Origin of the sequence: Streptomyces pseudovenezuelae (genome assembly GCF_001513955.1) — a bacterium.
Lineage (GTDB): Bacteria > Actinomycetota > Actinomycetes > Streptomycetales > Streptomycetaceae > Streptomyces > Streptomyces pseudovenezuelae.
Window position 1 is genome coordinate 817,499 of sequence record NZ_KQ948147.1, and the last position, 15,834, is coordinate 833,332.

Consider the following 15,834-nt stretch of genomic DNA (forward strand, 5'->3'; position numbering starts at 1 on the left):
CCCGCACGTCCCCCGGGCCGACGTCCGGAAAGCGGGCCGCACGGCGGATCATGCCGACGACCCCGTGGGACTGACCCGCCCCCTCGACACGGTCCTCGGCCGGGTCGTCGTCGCCCTTCCCGACCAGACCCCGCCGTCCCCCGCCGTCCGCGCACCGCGACCCACGGCGCGGCCCCCGCCACCTCGCGGTCGACCGCGCCGGATCCGGCTCACCCGTGCCGACAGATTCCCCCGCGCCTCACCCCAGCCGCGCGTGCAGGAAGGGCACCGTCCGCTCCCAGGCGCGGGTGGCCGACTCGGCGTCGTGGACCTCGGGGCGGCCGTCGTTGAAGAAGGCGTGGTTCGCCGGGTACAGGTGCAGGTCCGGGGTGATGCCGGACTGCTCGCGCACGGTCTCGCGCAGGGCCTGCAGGCTTTCCGCCGGGATGGTCTCGTCGAGCTCGCCGTAGTGGCCGAGGATCTCCGCCTTCAGGTTCGAGAAGTCGGGCAGCTCGCCCTGGATCACGCCGTAGAACGGCACCGCGGCACTCACCCGCGGGTCCGCCGCCGCCAGGTACAGGACGAATCCGCCGCCCATGCAGAAGCCGACCGCGCCCACGGTGTCCGAGGTGACCTCGTCCAGCGACAGCAGGTGGTCGACCGCGCCGGCCAGCAGCTCCACGCCCCGCGAGACCGGCAGCGCCTGCATCATCCGCAGGGCCTCGGCGCTCTCGTGGGCGACATTGCCGCCGTACAGGTCGGGAGCGAGCGCGACGAAGCCCTCCGCCGCCAGCCGGTCGGCGACGTCGGCGATGTGGTCGGTCAGCCCCCACCACTCCTGGATCACGATGACCCCCGGCCCGCTCCCGGACGGCGGCAGCGCCAGATAGCCGTGCGCGGTGGTGCCGCCGCTCGGGAAGGTGACGTTCTGGTGGGCGGGTGCTCCGGTCGACTTCGGCAGTTCGGCCATGGTGCTCGACTCCTGTGCGGTCCGGTGGACGGGGGGCGCCGGAGCCATGACCCCGGCGGTGATCACCAGCCTGCCACGCGCCGTACGGCCCGCCGACACAGGCCCCGGGGACCGGACTGGCGCCCTCGACGTTTTACGTATAACCTCTCCCGTCAACCACCCGTCCCGAGAGGTTCCGATGAGACGCGTCGCCCTGGTCACCCTCGTCGTCGACGACTACGACGAGGCGATCCGCTTCTACACCGAAGCCCTCGGCTTCCGGCTCGTCGAGGACGCCCCCCGCCCCGACGGCTCCCGCTGGGTCGTCGTGCGGCCGGACGAGCGCGAGGCCGGCACCGACCTGCTGCTCGCCCGCGCCAAGGACGAGGCCCAGCAGGGCCGGGTGGGGAACCAGACCGGCGGCCGCGTCGGCTTCTTCCTGCACACCGACGACTTCGCCCGCGACCACGCCCGCATGCTCGCCGCGGGCGTGACCTTCCTGGAGGAGCCCCGCCACGAGCCCTACGGCTCGGTCGCCGTCTTCCAGGACCTCTACGGAAACCGCTGGGATTTGCTCCAGCCCGCCGACTGACCCTCCCGCCACCCTGCTCGACGTTCGAAGAAAGACCTCGCCATGACCGCTACGCGCGTAGACGCCGACCTGATCCGCCGCCTCCCCAAGGCCGTCCTGCACGACCACCTCGACGGCGGCCTGCGCCCCGCCACCGTGGTGGAGCTCGCGGCCGAGGTCGGCCACACCCTGCCCACCACCGACCCGGACGAGCTCGCCGCCTGGTACTTCGACGCCGCCAACTCCGGCGACCTGGTGCGCTACATAGCCACCTTCGAGCACACCCTCGCCGTCATGCAGACCCGCGAGGGCCTGCTGCGCACGGCCGAGGAGTACGTCCTGGACCTGGCCGCGGACGGGGTCGTGTACGGCGAGGTGCGCTACGCCCCCGAGCTGAACACCAACGGCGGGCTGGCCATGGCCGAGGTCGTCGAGACCGTCCAGGAGGGCCTGGCCGCCGGTATGGCGAAGGCCGCCGCCGCGGGCACCCCGGTGCGGGTCGGCACCCTGCTGTGCGGGATGCGGATGTTCGACCGGGTGCGCGAGGCCGCCGACCTGGCCGTGGCCTTCCGCGACGCCGGTGTCGTCGGCTTCGACATCGCGGGCGCCGAGGACGGCTTCCCGGCCGCCGACCACCTGGCCGCCTTCGAGCACCTGCGCCGCGAGAGCGTGCCCTTCACCATCCACGCCGGTGAGGCCCACGGGCTGCCGAGCATCCACCAGGCAGTGCAGGTGTGCGGGGCCCAGCGGCTGGGCCACGGTGTGCGGATCACCGAGGACATCGTCGAGGGCAAGCTCGGCCGGCTCGCGGGCTGGGTCCGGGACCGCCGTATCGCCCTGGAGATGTGCCCGACCTCCAACCTCCAGACCGGCGCGGCCGGCTCGATCGCCGAGCACCCCATCACGGCTCTGAAGGACCTGGGCTTCCGGGTCACCCTCAACACCGACAACCGGCTGGTGTCGGGGACGACGATGACCCGGGAGATGTCCCTGCTGGTCGAGGAGGGCGGCTGGACGGTCGAGGACCTGCGCACGGTCACGGTGAACGCGCTCAAGAGCGCCTTCATCCCGTTCGACGAGGGCAAGGCCCTCATCGACGACGTCGTCCTGCCGGGCTACGCGCTCTGAAGCAGCCCCCGCAGATAGGCGGCCTGTCCGACGTGCTGGAGATCGTCGGACAGGACGCTGACCAGCCGTACCCCCAGGGTGACCGGCGGATCCCAGTTCTCGTCCACCACGCGCTCCAGGTCCCCGGCCGTCAGCCCGCGCAGGGCTTCGAGACTCTGGGCGTGCACGGCGTCGTAGTAGCCGGTGAGCAGGTCCGCCGAGTCGACCCGCACCTTGGCGACCTGCGCGGAGGTGTGGCCGTAGCCGAGGTCGCGCGGTTTCAGGTCGAGGCCGAACCGCTTCTCCCAGTCCTGCGTCAGCCACACCTGGTCGAGGCCGAACGCACCGGCGACATGGTCGTCCTGGACGCGTGTGAGATGCCAGATCAGCCAGGCGAGGGAGTTGGCGTCGGGGCCGGGTCGGTGGTTGAGGTCGTCGGGACCCAGGCCCTCGACGGCGGCGTGGACTTCTTCCTGGATGCGGCTGAAGCCGTCGATGAGGATGTCCTTTGCATGCATGCCATCCACCATCGCGCATCGCACCGCGTCCCGCGTCGGAATCCAGCTCTGGTGTCATGCGCCGGAATCCGGCTCCCGTGTCACGCGTCGGGAATCCAGCTCCCGTGGAAGCCGAGCGGCACCCGGCCCGGCAGATGGATCCGGGCCACCGGCTCGCCCGTGAAGTCCTGGGCCGCGAGGATCACCAGGTCCGAGGCCCCGCGCTCGGGGTTGTGGACATACGCGATCGCGTACCCGTCGTCCTCGGCGGCCCGGCCGTCGCACGGGTCCGACGGCACGAACACGGCCTCGCTCGCCGCCGCCCCCCGGGGCAGCCGGTGCACCTGCGAGGTGCCGCGCAGCAGGTCGTGCTTGATGAGCGCGTTGCTGAACGCCCGGTCGGGCGGCGGATTGCCGTCGACCGCCTGATAGGCCACCGCCATCTCCGCGGCTGCCGCCGAGTAGCCGTAACGGTGCCGACGCGACACCAACGCCTCGTTGACACGCGGGAATTCCTGGGGGCGGTCGTCGAGGGTCCGGGTCCGCACCCGCCCCTGACGCAGGTCGACCGTCCAGCGGTCAAGGCGGGGGGTGCCCGGCGAGTACGGCCCGCCCGAGCCGTTGCCCGCGACAAGGAAGGGCGCGTCGAAGTTGGTCATGTCGACGACCAGGTTCGAGCCCTCCTCGTACGCGTTGAGGGTGTGCGAGTAGTACACCGGGTCGACCTCGAACCAGCGGACCGTGCCTCCCGCGCGCGGCAGTACGCCGACCCGTGCCGGATGCCGGTCGTTCCAGACGTAGGGCACGATGTCGCCGCGCTCGGCGCCCGCCGGGTCGAAGGTGACCGGCATGTCGAGGATGATCACGTAGTGCTCGGTGAGGGCGAAGTCGTGGATCATCGGGGCGTCGGCCACCGGGATCCGCGTGCTGCGCGAGACACGGCCCGCCGGGTCCACGACCAGGTGCCGCACATGGTCCCAGGTCGGGTAGTAGGCGATCGCGTGCAGCTCACCGGCGTGGACGTCGAACTTGGTGTGCGCGGTGAACGCGCCCTCCAGGGTGCCCCGGAAGTCGTAGGTGCCCACGGTGTTCAGCTCGTCGTCGAGCTCGTACGGCAGGGGGCCGCTCTCCTGGAGCGCAAGGATGCGCCCCCGGTGCGGGATCACATGGGTGTTGCACGGGAAGTCGTCCGGCGGCACCGGTCCCGGGTAGGGCTCGCCGAGTTTCCTCGCCACCTGGGAGGAGCGCACCCAGCGGTTGCGGTACCACTCGGCGCGTCCCTCGCGCAGCCGGACGCCGTGCACCATGCCGTCGCCGAGCATCCAGTGGTGGGCGCGAGGATCCTCCAGGCCCAGCACGTTGGGGCCGGTGCGCAGGTAGCGGCCGCTCAGCTCGCGCGGGATGCGCCCGGTGACCGGCAGGTCGAAGGCCGTGAGTTCCTCGGTGACCGGCTTGAAGGCGCCCTCCAGGAACGGGAAGTGGCGCGTCCGGGCCGGGCGCTGCGCCGCGGCGGCGGGTCCCGCGCCCACTCCCGTGCCGGACAGTCCGCCCGCGGCCGCGACCGCCGCCGCGCCACGCAGTACGTTCCGTCGGGTGGGGCTCGTCGTGCGTGTGGAGTCTGTCATCTTCCCTGCTCCTGACCGCAGTTGTCTTCGGGGACGGTCATGAGTCTGGGGTGTGCGGCGGCTCGGGTCAGGAGGGGTGGGCCCCGTCCTGGGGGTGGTGCCAGGCCCCCTGTTCTTCCGGCGCGGTGGCTCAGCCGTCCAGCAGCGCCATCAACGCCCGCGCCGCCGGACTGGTGGCCTGCGGGGGCGGCAGCAGGGCGACCGTCTCGTACACGGTCTCGCCGGTGCCCTTGACGGGCAGGGCCGTCAGCGAGGGACGCTTGTGCCGGAAGTGCTGCGGGACGACCGCCACCCCGAGGTTCTCGTCCACCAGGTCGAGAAGGCTGTGCACGTCGTTGACCTCAAGGGCGACCGTCCGGCGCACGCCCGCCCCGGCGAAGACGGCGTCGGTGGTGCGGCGCGGCCCCCAGTCCGGGTGGAAGTCGACGAAGACCTCGCCGCCCAGGTCCTCCGGGGTCACGGCCGCGCCGGCCGCCGCGAGCGGGTGGCTGGGATGGCACAGCACGGTCATCGGCTCGCTGGTCAGCGGTACGGCCCGCAGCTGGTCGCTCTCCTCCCGCGTCCCCCGCACGGCGAACGCCAGGTCCAGACGCCCCGCGGCGACCTCCTCGGCGAGCGCGCCCGAGCCCGCCTGCCGCAGACAGATCTCCACGTCCGGATGCTGCCGCCGGAACGCGGCCAGCAGCCCCGCCACATGCACCCCGGCGATGCACTGCTCGGAGCCCAGCGCGAGCATCCCGCGCAGCACCCCCTGCACCGCGGCCACCGCCTCGTGGGCGGAACGCACCTGTGCGAGGATCCGCTCGGCCTCGCCGAGCAGGGCGCGCCCCGCGGGGGTGAGCGTCACCCGGCGGGTGGTGCGCACGAACAGCGGGGTCTGCAGCTCCCGCTCCAGCGCCCGGATGGACGCGGACAGCCCGGACTGCGACACCAGGAGCCGTTCGGCGGCCCGGGTGAAGTGCTGGTCCTCGGCGACCGCCACGAAGTGCTGAAGATGGCGCAGTTCCATGATTGAGAAGCCTAACCGCTGAATTCCATCGGATTCTTCTGTTGGACCAATGCCCCCAGGTCGCGAAAGAGTGGTGGGGGATTCACGACTTTGGTTCCACCGTGCCAACCCCTCTGGAGTCGCGTTGTACACCGCACACCCCGACCGCTACGCGGAGATGCCCTACCGGCGCACCGGACGCAGCGGCCTGAAGCTTCCCGCGATCTCGCTCGGTCTGTGGCACAACTTCGGCCCGGCGGACCGCACGGTCGAGACCCAGCGGGCCATCCTGCGCCGCGCCTTCGACCTCGGTGTCACCCACTTCGACCTCGCCAACAACTACGGCCCGCCGCCCGGCGCCGCCGAGTCGGCGTTCGGCGAGGCCCTCAAGGCGGACCTCGCGGCCCACCGCGACGAGCTGATCATCTCCACCAAGGCCGGCTATCTGATGTGGCCCGGTCCGTACGGCGAGTGGGGCTCCCGCAAGTACCTGCTGTCCTCGCTGGACCAGAGCCTGACCCGGATGGGCCTGGACTACGTCGACATCTTCTACTCGCACCGCCCCGACCCGGACACCCCTCTCGAAGAGACCATGGGGGCCCTGCACACCGCGGTCCAGCAGGGCAAGGCGCTCTACGTCGGCATCTCCAACTACTCCGCCGAGCAGACCCGCGAGGCCGCCCGCATCCTCGGCGAACTCGGCACCCCGCTCCTCATCCACCAGCCGCGCTACTCGATGCTGGACCGGCGCCCCGAGGACGGCGGCCTGCTGGACGCGCTGGACGAGCTCCAGGTCGGCTCGATCGTCTTCTCCCCGCTGGAGCAGGGCCTGCTCACCGGCCGCTACCTCGACGGCATCCCGGAGGACTCCCGGGCCGCGAGCGACAGCCCCTTCCTGAACTCCGACGCGGTCACCGAGGACCTGGTCCAGCAGCTCCGCGAGCTCAACGAGGTCGCCGAGGGCCGCGGCCAGACCCTCGCCCAGATGGCCCTGGCCTGGGTCCTGCGCGGCGGCCGCGTCACCTCGGCCCTCGTCGGCGCCAGCAGCCCGAAGCAGATCGAGGACAGCGTGGGCACGATCGCCAACCTGGACTTCGCGCCGGAGGAACTGGCCAGGATCGACGCGATCCTCAAGGCGTGACCGACGCGGCCCTCATGGCCGCGAGCAGTCGTACGGCCCGGGCGCCGGCCTCCTCGGCCGGCGCCCGGGCCCTTCGCGTCCGGCGACCCCGGCTGGTCGTGGCCACTTCCGGGAGCCCGCTCAGCCGGTCCGCTCCTCGATGCGCACGGTCACCGTGTCACCCACGTCCTTGCCGATGGCCTTCCGCACGTCGGCCTTGACCGGCAGCATGTGGGTGCCGTCCCCGAGGGCCATGAAGGAGCTCCGGAAAGGGTGCCCGTCGATCGTCCCGCGGACCTTGACGAGACCCCGGGTGCCGAAGAACTCCACCGAGGCGGGCCAGTGGACACAGGTCCAGCCGCCCTTCCCCGGGTTCCTGCTGAGGACCGCGGTGAACTCCGCGTCCGCCCTTCCGGTCGTGGCCATGGTGCTCTCCCTCGCCGACGGCTTCCTCTTCAGGAGACCACCGGCGAGGGGAGAACTCATCGCGGCCGTCCCTCACGCACCGGTGGGCACCCGGTCCAGGAAGCCGTGCACGGTCCTGATCCGGCCGTCCCCGGCCAGGGTGACGACGTCGGATCCCGCGACCGGCGCCGACCCGTCGGCCTCGCTCACCAGCTCCCAGGAGAACCGCGCGGTGTCGTGATGGCCGTCGACGGGGCCGGTGATCCGGAAGGCGAACCCCGGGAACTGCTCGTGGGCCGCCGCGATCACCGCGGCGATCCCGTCATGGCCCGTGACGTCGGCGAGCGGGTCCGTGTACCCGCCGCCGACCGCCCAGGCGGCGGCCACGGCCTTGGCGCGTGCCTCCGGCTCGCGGGCGTTCCAGGCTTCGAAGTAGCGGGCGACGGCACTCTCGTAGCGGTCGGTGTTCGCGGGCATGGGAAATCAGCCTCCATCGAGGTCGTCTGTGCTGGTGGGACCTGCTGAGGCAACCCTGCCCGCGATGCCGGGAGCCGTCGATTACTTCCCGGGTCATGGCGTTTGAACGGGTACCCGTCAGATTTCGGCCAGGAGGAGGGGGGAATATGCCAGGAGACTGGCCAAAAAGACGTGGTGACAGTGTTTCAGTAGTGAACATACTCGACTGACAGGACCTTCACATCGAGCGAAGTGTTCGTCACGTACCGCAGCGAGAACCGAGTACCGCACATGAGGCGCACGGAAAGCGAGGCCCTGCCGGCAGGCGAACCAGCAAGCGGGGGAGTGGATCGTGCACGACGAATTCCTGTGCCACGTCACGGGGTACGGCATCTGTGACGGACGGCGTATCGGTGTACCCCTCGGGACCTACCGTGCGCCCACCCTCGCCCTCGCCCTGTGGTGGCTGCGCGACCGGGCCTCGTGGATCGCCGACCGATTAGACCCCCAGCCCGAGGCCGAGTACTTCCCGGCGGGCGCCCTCGCCCCCGTCGCCGCGACCGTGCTCGACGTGCCCGCCGTGATGCGGGCCTGGTGTGCCGACCTGTACCAACAGGATCTGGTCGCCGACGAGTTGGCGGCCGGCCGGCTGGTGCGGATCGCCGCGAGCGACGACACCACGGAGTACGAACTGCTCGCCGAGTCCGTGGACGCCGTACGCATGCACCGGATGGCCTCGGCGCTCTTCACCCCCGTGGCCTGAGCCGCCCCCCGCTCCTCGCCCTGTGCCCCCGGTCCGCGTCACCAGGCGACCAAAGGGGTGAATCGGTAGAATTCTGGCATGGCGGACCGGTCGATCGCACCGACGGCACCCGAACTCGTCCTGGAGACCGACACCGGCTCCACGGTGATGAGCCCGGGCCACGACTACCACGTCGGGCGCGACCCGTTGAGCGACATCGTCATCGACGATGCCCGGGTCTCCTGGCACCACGCGGTGCTGCGGCCCGAGGCCGACCACTGGACCCTCCAGGACGAGAACAGCACCAACGGCACCTATGCCGACGGCCGCCGCGTCCACGAGTGGGACGTCGGCCCCGGCAGCGTCATCCGCTTCGGCAGCGCCTCCGACGGCCCCTGCGCGGTCCTGCTGGGCATCCCCGCCCCCGAGCGCCCCTCGGCCGTCTCGATGCCGGGCCTCACCGGCACCTTCCGCCGGCCCACCGCCGTACGCCCGCTGCCCACCCGCACGGTCCGGATCGGGCGCGCCGACGACAACGACCTCGTCATCGACGACCTGGTCGTCTCCCGCCACCACGCCGAACTGCGCGCCCAGCCCGACGGCAGCTACGAGATCGCCGACCTGGGCAGCCACAACGGCACCTACCTCAACGGCCGGCCCGTCACGAGCGCCCCCCTCGGCCCCGGCGACATCGTCGGCATCGGCCACTCGGCGTTCTGCCTGGTCGGCGACACGCTCCAGGAGTACGTCGACACCGGCGAGGTCTCCCTCGACGTCCAGGACCTCACGGTCGCCGTCGACCGCGGCCGCAAGACCCTGCTCGACCACGTGTCCTTCCCGGTGGGGGAGAAGTGCCTGCTCGCGGTCGTCGGCCCGAGCGGCGCCGGCAAGTCCACGCTCCTGAACGCCCTCACCGGCCAGCGTCCCGCCGACCACGGCACGGTCCTCTACGACGGCCGCGACCTCTACCGCGACTACGCCGAACTGCGCCAGCGCATCGGCCTGGTCCCGCAGGACGACATCCTGCACGCCCAGCTGACCGTCCGCAGCGCCCTGTCCTACGCCGCCGAGCTGCGCTTCCCGCAGGACACCGCGAAGGCCGAACGCCGTGAACGGGTGGACGAGGTCATCCGCGAACTCGGCCTGGAACAGCGCGCCCGGCAGCCCGTGCACAGCCTCTCGGGCGGCCAGCGCAAGCGGGTCAGCGTGGCCCTCGAACTGCTCACCAAACCGTCCCTGCTCTTCCTGGACGAACCGACCTCCGGCCTGGACCCCGGCATGGACCGCTCCGTGATGCACATGCTGCGCGGCCTCGCCGACGACGGCCGCACGGTCATCGTCGTCACCCACAGCGTCCTGAGCCTCGACGTCTGCGACCGCCTTCTCGTCCTCGCCCCCGGCGGCAGGATCGCCTACTACGGCCCGCCCGAGGACGCCCTCGCCTACTTCGGCTTCACCCAGTGGCCCGAGGCGTTCGAGGCCTTCGAACGCGACCAGGACCGTGACTGGGCGGGCGACTTCCACTCCTCGGCCTTCCAGCACCAGTACGTCACCGAGGCCACCGCTCAGCCCCGCACACCCCGCTCCGAACCGGTCATCATTGCGCCGCCGCCCAGGCCCCGCAGCCGCGGAGCCCAGCTCGGCACCCTGATCCGCCGCTACACCGCCGCCCTCGGCGCCGACCGCACCTTCCTCGCCATCATGATCGCCCTCCCCTTCGTCATGGGCGCCATGGCCCGGGCCCTCGCGGGCAGTCAACTCACCCGGGACACCGCGATGAACGCCCTGCTCATCCTGTGTGTCGGAGGCGTCCTCACCGGCGCCGCGAACGCCGTGCGCGAACTGGTGAAGGAACGGGTCATCTACCAGCGGGAGCGGGCCGTGGGCCTGTCCAGATCGGCGTACCTGATGTCCAAGGTGGTCGTCCTGGGCACGATCACCGTCGTCCAGGCGGTCGTGCTGACCCTGGTCGCCCTGCTCGGCGTCGACCTCAACGCGCCCGGCGGCGAAGGCGTGCTGATGCCGCCCCTTGTGGAGATCACCCTCGCGGTCGCCCTGCTGGCGTTCACCGCGATGATGCTGGGCCTGCTGGTGTCCGCGCTGGTGCGCAAGGAGGAGGTGACGATGCCGCTGCTGGTGCTGCTCGCGATCGTCCAGGTCGTCTTCTGCGGCGCCCTGCTGAAGCTCGACGGCGTGCCCGGCCTGGAACAGCTGTCCTGGCTGGTGCCCTCCCGGTGGGCGCTCGGCGCGATGGCCGGCACCATCGGCCTGGCCCGGATCGTGCCCGGCGACCTCACCGGCGATCCGCTGTTCAAGCACTCGACGGGCGTGTGGCTGCTGAACATCGCCATGCTCGTCGTCCTCTCGGTGTTCTTCGGATACCTCGTCTCCCGGCTGCTGCGCCGCCACGAACCCGCCGTCATGCGGAAGTAGGCCGCCGATGACGACCCCCGGCTTCCGGCCCACCCATGTCGTCCCCGGGTACGGCATGCCCGCCTGGGACGCCCCCGACCCCGCCCGCCCCACCGTGCCCCTCGACCCCCTGCTGCCCGTCCAGCTCACCGAGCGGCGCGGCGACTGGGCGTACGTCCTGTGCGCCAACGGCTGGGCGGCCTGGGTCGACGGCCGCCACCTGGTCGCCGTGCCCCAGGACCCGCCCGCCCCCGACAGCCCGCTCACCCGCGCCGCCGACCCGCGCCCCCTGCTGGCCCGCGCCGACGAGACCCTCGCCCGCTACCGGGCCGCCGTCGAGGAGCTGGCCCGCGGCGACCTCGACGGGGAGGCCTTCCACGGCCGCACGCGGGGACTGCGGACCGGGGTGGTCGTCGACGGGGAGCACATGTGGCTGTACGACGCCCAGCACGGACGCTGGGTCTACGCGGACGGCACCCGGCTCAGCACCTACGCCACCGACGAGGCGCCCCGCGCGAGCGCCGACAGCCCCGGGCACGCCCCCACCCAGGTGGTGACCCCCGATGGCCCGTGAGAGCAGCCTCTTCTCCGGCAACCCCTCCGAACTCGTCGGCCGGCAGGTCGCGGCCTACCGCATCGAGCAGGAGATCGGGCGCGGCGGCATGGCCGTCGTCTACCGGGCCCGGGACCTGCGGCTGGACCGCACGGTGGCGCTGAAGCTGCTGGCCCCCGAGCTCGCCCGAAACGACACCTTCCGCAACCGCTTCAGCCACGAGTCCCGGGTGGCCGCCGCGATCGACCACCCGCACATCGTCCCGGTCTTCGAGGCCGGCGAGACGGACGGCGTGCTGTACATCGCCATGCGGTACGTCGCCGGCAGCGACCTGCGTCATCTCCTGGACCGCCAGGGGCCGTTGCCGCTCCCGACCGCGCTGCGGATCGCCGCCCAGGTGGCCTCCGCGCTCGACGCGGCCCACGAGCACGGGCTTGTCCACCGGGACGTGAAACCCGGCAACATCCTGGTCGCCCGCGGCACCGACAGCGACCACCCCGAGCACACCTACCTCACCGACTTCGGCCTCACGAAGAAGTCCCTGTCGCTGACCGGGTTCACGACGGTGGGCCAGTTCGTCGGCACGCTCGACTACGTGGCTCCCGAGCAGATCTCGGGCCGCCCGGTCGACGGCCGCTGCGATGTGTACGGCTTCGCCTGCGTGGTCTACGAGTCCCTGACGGGTCACCCGCCCTTCCGCCGCGACGACGACATGGCCCTGCTGTGGGCCCACCAGTACGACGCCCCGCCGGCGCTCTCCGAGTCCCGCCCCGGCCTGCCCGCACCGCTCGACGCGGTGTTCGCCAGGGCCCTCGCCAAGAGCCCCGACGACCGCCACGACTCCTGCCTCGACTTCGTCGCCGACCTCCGCTCCACGACGACGGGCGGCCACCCGCCGACGCAGGTCGCCCCGCGGACCGTGGAACCGCCCGAGACCCGGCCGAAGCCTCCGCCGCGCTGGGCGGAGCCGGTGGTCCGGGGCCGGTAGCGGCCCAGCTCGTCGCGGAGTGTCACGCCGATCCGTGACTCTTGACGCGACTTCGTCGCCGACCTCCGCTCGACGACTGCGGGCGGAGGTCGGCCGACGCAGGTCGCCCCGCGGACCGTGGAACCGCCCGAGACCCGGCCGAAGCCTCCGCCGCGCTGGGCGGAGCCGGTGGTCCGGGGCCGGTAGCGGCCCAGCTCGTCGCGGAGTGTCACGCCGAGCCGTCCGGCGTCAGACGGTTCGGTCCGCTCTGCGTTGCACCGGCCGTGCCGACAGTGCGCCCAGGAAGCCGGCCACCAGGCCCCACAGCGCGCCGAGGCCCACCGCCGGCCACAGTTGCGGGTCGAGGAACAGCTGCCCGCCCAGGCCGCCGCCGAGGTCGCCGATGCCGAGTACCGACAGGCCGTAGTGGGCGGAGATCCGGCCCATGAGGCAGATCGTGAGCACCGTCAGGGCGAGCGCGACCGCCAGGCGTACGGCGTGCTGCCAGGCGCGGACATGGGCGGGGGAGCGGGCCGCCAGCAGGAAGGCGACCGCGAGCAGCAGGACCGCGTCGACGACCACCAGCCACCAGACCCGGCCGTCGTGCTCGGCGAGGGTGTGCAGATTGAGCGTGGTGGTGTCCTTGGAGCGCAGGACCTCGTCGAGGAGATGCGGCATGGGCAGCCCGAAGGGGCCCTCCACCCGGCCGTTCCAGGTGGCGCCGAGGCCGATGGTCAGGGCGAGCCAGACCAGGTTCGGCAGGCCCAGCAGGATCACCGCGAGGGTCTCGGACGCATGGCCGCGGGTCACGGCGACGACCAGGGCGACGAGGGCGCCGAGGACGACGAAGGAGAGGAGGAACACGACCATGGCGTGCGCGGCGGGTCGCACGGACTCCTGGAGGGGCAGCAGCCGCCCCGGCAGGGGAGCCCGGCGGGAGACCAGCAGGGCCAGCACCAGGACGCCGGCCATCCACAGCAGGCCGAACAGGACGGTCCTCGGCACATCCGTGGTGAAGCCGACCTCGGGGGAGACGCCGAACAGATCGCCCAGGTCGCCCAGCGTGTCGTCGCCGAGGGACAGCTTGAAGTCCTGGCGGGCCGCGTAGGCCAGGGCGAGGAGCGCGAGCAGCCACAGGACGGCGATCCGGGCGGCCCAGCCGGCCAGTTCCCGGCCGCCGGCGACGGCCCGGTGCCGCAGCGGCCGCAGGAAGCCCGCGCCGAGCACCAGCGCTCCGGCCAGCGTGACGGAGAGAGGGATCACCGTCAGCCCGGCCGTGCTGTCGGCGAGTCCTCCCGCGCTTCCCGACAGCTTGACCGTGCCGCCCACGGCGGTGACGACACTCGCCGCGACGACCCGGGGGAACGCGTGGTCCGGAAGGTCGCCCGCGCCCGCCGCCCACAGGCCCAGCGCGGCCACCACCCCCATGGAGACCAGCGCGACCAGGACCGTCGCCACGGCCCGGGGCCAGCCATGGTGAGCGACGACTGCCTGGTCGGAGCGGGGTTGCGGGATCACCCTGCCACGCTAAGCAGCCCCGGGACGGCGCGCCTGCCGGGAGGTCCGTCCGCGTCCGCTTGCGGGCGGCACCGGACCGGAGCAAACAATGGGTATGTCGCGGAAGAATGCGGCTGAATCGGGGCAATCGGATCGCACGTCGCAGGAGTCCCGCGTCGGGAAGAAGAGCTCGTGAGCGTCGAACCGCCCTCGTCGGGCCGCCCCACCGGGCCGCCCTCCGGCCCGCTGTCGGGCCCCGCGCAGCCGCCCTCGGGCCCGCCCTCGCAGCCCCCGGGCAGCAGCGGCGGAGCCCCCGCTCCCGAACCCCGCCGCCCCTGGTGGAGGTCGGCGCCCAGGGTCGCGCTGATCGCCACCGCGGTGGTCGCCGCGGTGGTCCTCGCGGTCGTCTTCACCCGCTCCGGCGGCGGCTCCGGCTCGGCCGGCGGCAACGGCGAGGTCTTCCTCCAGGCCGCCGCCAAGACCGGCCCCGAGCCCTTCACCGGGTCGACTGCCAAGGACAGCTCCGTGCCGCCGGTCGCCGCCTCCCCGACCGGCTCCTCCGAGCCCGCGAACGCCGTACGCGCCGTCGACGGCGCCGCCCCCGGTCTCTACGGAGGCACCCGCAACGTCTCCAGCTGCGACGTCGAGAAGCAGGTCAAGGCGCTCCAGGCGGACCAGGCGAAGAACAAGGTGTTCGCCTCGATCGCCGGAGTCCCGCCGTCCGGGGTCCCGGCCTTCCTGCGCTCGCTCACACCCGTCCAGCTGCGCATGGACACCCGCGTCACCAACCACGGCTACCGTGACGGCGCCGCCACCAGCTACCAGGCCGTCCTCCAGGCCGGTACCGCCGTGCTCGTCGACGACCGCGGAGTGCCCCGCACCCGCTGCGCCTGCGGCAACCCGCTGACCCCGCCGATCGCGCAGCAGACCACGCCGAAGCGCACCGGCGACACCTGGGCGTCGTACCGCCCCTCGAACGTGGTGGTGGTCGCGCCCTCGACGACGGTCATCAACATCTTCGTGATCTACGACCCCGACCACCACGACTGGATCGCCCGGCATCGCGGCGACACCGGGGGCAAGGACCACAAGACCCACCCGCCGGTCAGGCCCTCCCCGCCGGTGAGCGTGTCACCGCCGACGACACCGAGCACACCGTCGTCCCCGTCGCCGTGCGTATCCCTCTCGCCCGGAGCCACCCCCTCCGGATCGGCGAGCCCGTGCCCGCCGGGGCTCGTCACCCCGTCCTCGCCGACCCCGAGCTCGCCCTCCCCGCAGCCGCCCAGCAGCGAATCCCCAGGTGAGACCGTCACTCCGGGTTCCTCGGCACCGCAGCCGCCGCTGGCCTCCGACAGTACGTCCGAGTCGAATCAGTCGGCGCCCCTGTCCGGCGCTGTGGTGTCCTGGTCGGTGTGACGCGTCTCCTGGACTGCGTCGCGCGGCTCGGGGTACGAGCACAGATGCAGCAGCGTCCGGCCAGTCCGGCATCCGAGAGAGAAACGCATGATCGATCACCTGGACGGGGCAGTGATACCGACTGGTTTCGACGTGCCCGTGGAGCCCCTGCGGCAGGCGGCGCACTACACCGGCGAGCCGGGCAGCATCGCAGAGGCGCGGTCGTTCGCCGCGGATTTCCTCGGCAGGCTCCGAACCGAGTGGTGTGCCGTCATCGGGGACCGGGCCGAGGAGGAGGTGCTCCTCGTGGTGAGCGAACTCGTCACCAACGCCGACCGGCACAGCAACGGCCCGTACATCCTCGAACTGGAGGGCACCGACGTCGCGGTCGCCGTCACGGTCTACGACAGCAGTGCGGCCCTGCCCCGCAGGTTCCCGCGGGATCCCCAGCGCGTCGGCCGGCACGGCCTGGAGATCGTGCACGTCCTGGCGCAGGAGGTCGCGGCGGAACGCGTACCGGTGGGCAAGCGGGTCCGTGCCGTGCTGGGCTTCGGCGCCAAGAAGGAGTGAG

Annotated in this window: 16 protein-coding genes; 9 read left to right on the forward strand and 7 right to left on the reverse strand. The window is 72.3% G+C overall.

Going from position 1 to position 15,834, the window contains the following annotated elements; genetic code table 11:
- Positions 1-238 precede the first annotated feature (238 nt).
- A complete protein-coding gene (locus AQI94_RS19940; RefSeq protein WP_031049109.1) occupies positions 239-949 on the reverse strand; it encodes a dienelactone hydrolase family protein in 711 nt (236 codons plus the stop codon).
- A gap of 178 nt (positions 950-1,127) precedes the next feature.
- Here AQI94_RS19940 and AQI94_RS19945 point away from each other — a divergent pair, with 178 nt between their 5' ends.
- Together AQI94_RS19945 and AQI94_RS19950 are read left to right on the forward strand one after the other, a co-directional pair.
- Positions 1,128-1,520 (forward strand): VOC family protein, encoded by a 393-nt coding sequence (locus AQI94_RS19945; RefSeq protein ID WP_031049107.1) that lies wholly within the window; start codon positions 1,128-1,130, stop codon positions 1,518-1,520.
- A 42-nt stretch (positions 1,521-1,562) separates the two neighbouring features.
- Positions 1,563-2,627: an adenosine deaminase gene (locus AQI94_RS19950; RefSeq protein ID WP_031049105.1), complete on the forward strand. Its 1,065-nt coding sequence runs from the start codon at positions 1,563-1,565 to the stop codon at positions 2,625-2,627.
- Here the strand turns inward: AQI94_RS19950 and AQI94_RS19955 are convergent.
- From AQI94_RS19955 to AQI94_RS19965, 3 genes are all read right to left on the reverse strand, one after another.
- Complete coding sequence (locus tag AQI94_RS19955) at positions 2,615-3,124, reverse strand: mycothiol transferase (RefSeq protein WP_031049104.1); 510 nt, start codon at positions 3,122-3,124, stop codon at positions 2,615-2,617. The genes AQI94_RS19950 and AQI94_RS19955 overlap by 13 nt on opposite strands.
- An 80-nt stretch (positions 3,125-3,204) precedes the next feature.
- The gene (locus AQI94_RS19960; protein ID WP_031049098.1) at positions 3,205-4,728 is read right to left on the reverse strand and encodes a carotenoid oxygenase family protein; all 1,524 of its coding nucleotides are present in this window, start codon (positions 4,726-4,728) and stop codon (positions 3,205-3,207) included.
- 130 nt (positions 4,729-4,858) lie between these two features.
- The gene (locus tag AQI94_RS19965; protein ID WP_031049096.1) at positions 4,859-5,737 is read right to left on the reverse strand and encodes a LysR family transcriptional regulator; all 879 of its coding nucleotides are present in this window, start codon (positions 5,735-5,737) and stop codon (positions 4,859-4,861) included.
- 124 nt (positions 5,738-5,861) lie between these two features.
- Here AQI94_RS19965 and mgrA point away from each other — a divergent pair, with 124 nt between their 5' ends.
- Positions 5,862-6,857 (forward strand): L-glyceraldehyde 3-phosphate reductase, encoded by a 996-nt coding sequence (mgrA, locus tag AQI94_RS19970; RefSeq protein ID WP_031049093.1) that lies wholly within the window; start codon positions 5,862-5,864, stop codon positions 6,855-6,857.
- Positions 6,858-6,977: 120 nt separating this feature from the next.
- On the opposite strand, the gene AQI94_RS19975 is transcribed toward mgrA, so the two are convergent.
- A complete protein-coding gene (locus AQI94_RS19975) occupies positions 6,978-7,262 on the reverse strand; it encodes a DUF1905 domain-containing protein (protein ID WP_031049091.1) in 285 nt (94 codons plus the stop codon).
- 72 nt (positions 7,263-7,334) lie between these two features.
- Positions 7,335-7,718, reverse strand: coding sequence for a nuclear transport factor 2 family protein (locus AQI94_RS19980; protein WP_031049089.1), 384 nt, complete (start codon positions 7,716-7,718; stop codon positions 7,335-7,337).
- Positions 7,719-8,049: 331 nt separating this feature from the next.
- Here AQI94_RS19980 and AQI94_RS19985 point away from each other — a divergent pair, with 331 nt between their 5' ends.
- The 4 genes from AQI94_RS19985 to AQI94_RS20000 all read left to right on the forward strand — a co-directional run bounded on the left by AQI94_RS19985 (position 8,050) and on the right by AQI94_RS20000 (position 12,392).
- Positions 8,050-8,460, forward strand: a complete 411-nt coding sequence (locus tag AQI94_RS19985; protein ID WP_031049088.1) for a hypothetical protein — start codon at positions 8,050-8,052, stop codon at positions 8,458-8,460.
- A gap of 78 nt (positions 8,461-8,538) precedes the next feature.
- Positions 8,539-10,872 (forward strand): ABC transporter ATP-binding protein/permease, encoded by a 2,334-nt coding sequence (locus AQI94_RS19990; RefSeq protein ID WP_031049086.1) that lies wholly within the window; start codon positions 8,539-8,541, stop codon positions 10,870-10,872.
- Positions 10,873-10,879: 7 nt separating this feature from the next.
- Complete coding sequence (locus tag AQI94_RS19995) at positions 10,880-11,425, forward strand: hypothetical protein (RefSeq protein ID WP_062229851.1); 546 nt, start codon at positions 10,880-10,882, stop codon at positions 11,423-11,425.
- Positions 11,415-12,392 carry a serine/threonine-protein kinase gene (locus AQI94_RS20000; RefSeq protein ID WP_062229852.1) on the forward strand — a complete coding sequence of 326 codons (978 nt, stop codon included), beginning with the start codon at positions 11,415-11,417 and terminating at the stop codon, positions 12,390-12,392. Before AQI94_RS19995 ends, AQI94_RS20000 begins: the two co-directional genes overlap by 11 nt.
- A gap of 228 nt (positions 12,393-12,620) precedes the next feature.
- On the opposite strand, the gene AQI94_RS20005 is transcribed toward AQI94_RS20000, so the two are convergent.
- The gene (locus AQI94_RS20005; protein ID WP_031053949.1) at positions 12,621-13,889 is read right to left on the reverse strand and encodes a streptophobe family protein; all 1,269 of its coding nucleotides are present in this window, start codon (positions 13,887-13,889) and stop codon (positions 12,621-12,623) included.
- Positions 13,890-14,060: 171 nt separating this feature from the next.
- Here AQI94_RS20005 and AQI94_RS20010 point away from each other — a divergent pair, with 171 nt between their 5' ends.
- Positions 14,061-15,284 carry a DUF6777 domain-containing protein gene (locus AQI94_RS20010; RefSeq protein WP_062229853.1) on the forward strand — a complete coding sequence of 408 codons (1,224 nt, stop codon included), beginning with the start codon at positions 14,061-14,063 and terminating at the stop codon, positions 15,282-15,284.
- 87 nt (positions 15,285-15,371) lie between these two features.
- A complete protein-coding gene (locus AQI94_RS20015) occupies positions 15,372-15,833 on the forward strand; it encodes an ATP-binding protein (RefSeq protein WP_031039687.1) in 462 nt (153 codons plus the stop codon).
- Position 15,834 lies beyond the last annotated feature (1 nt).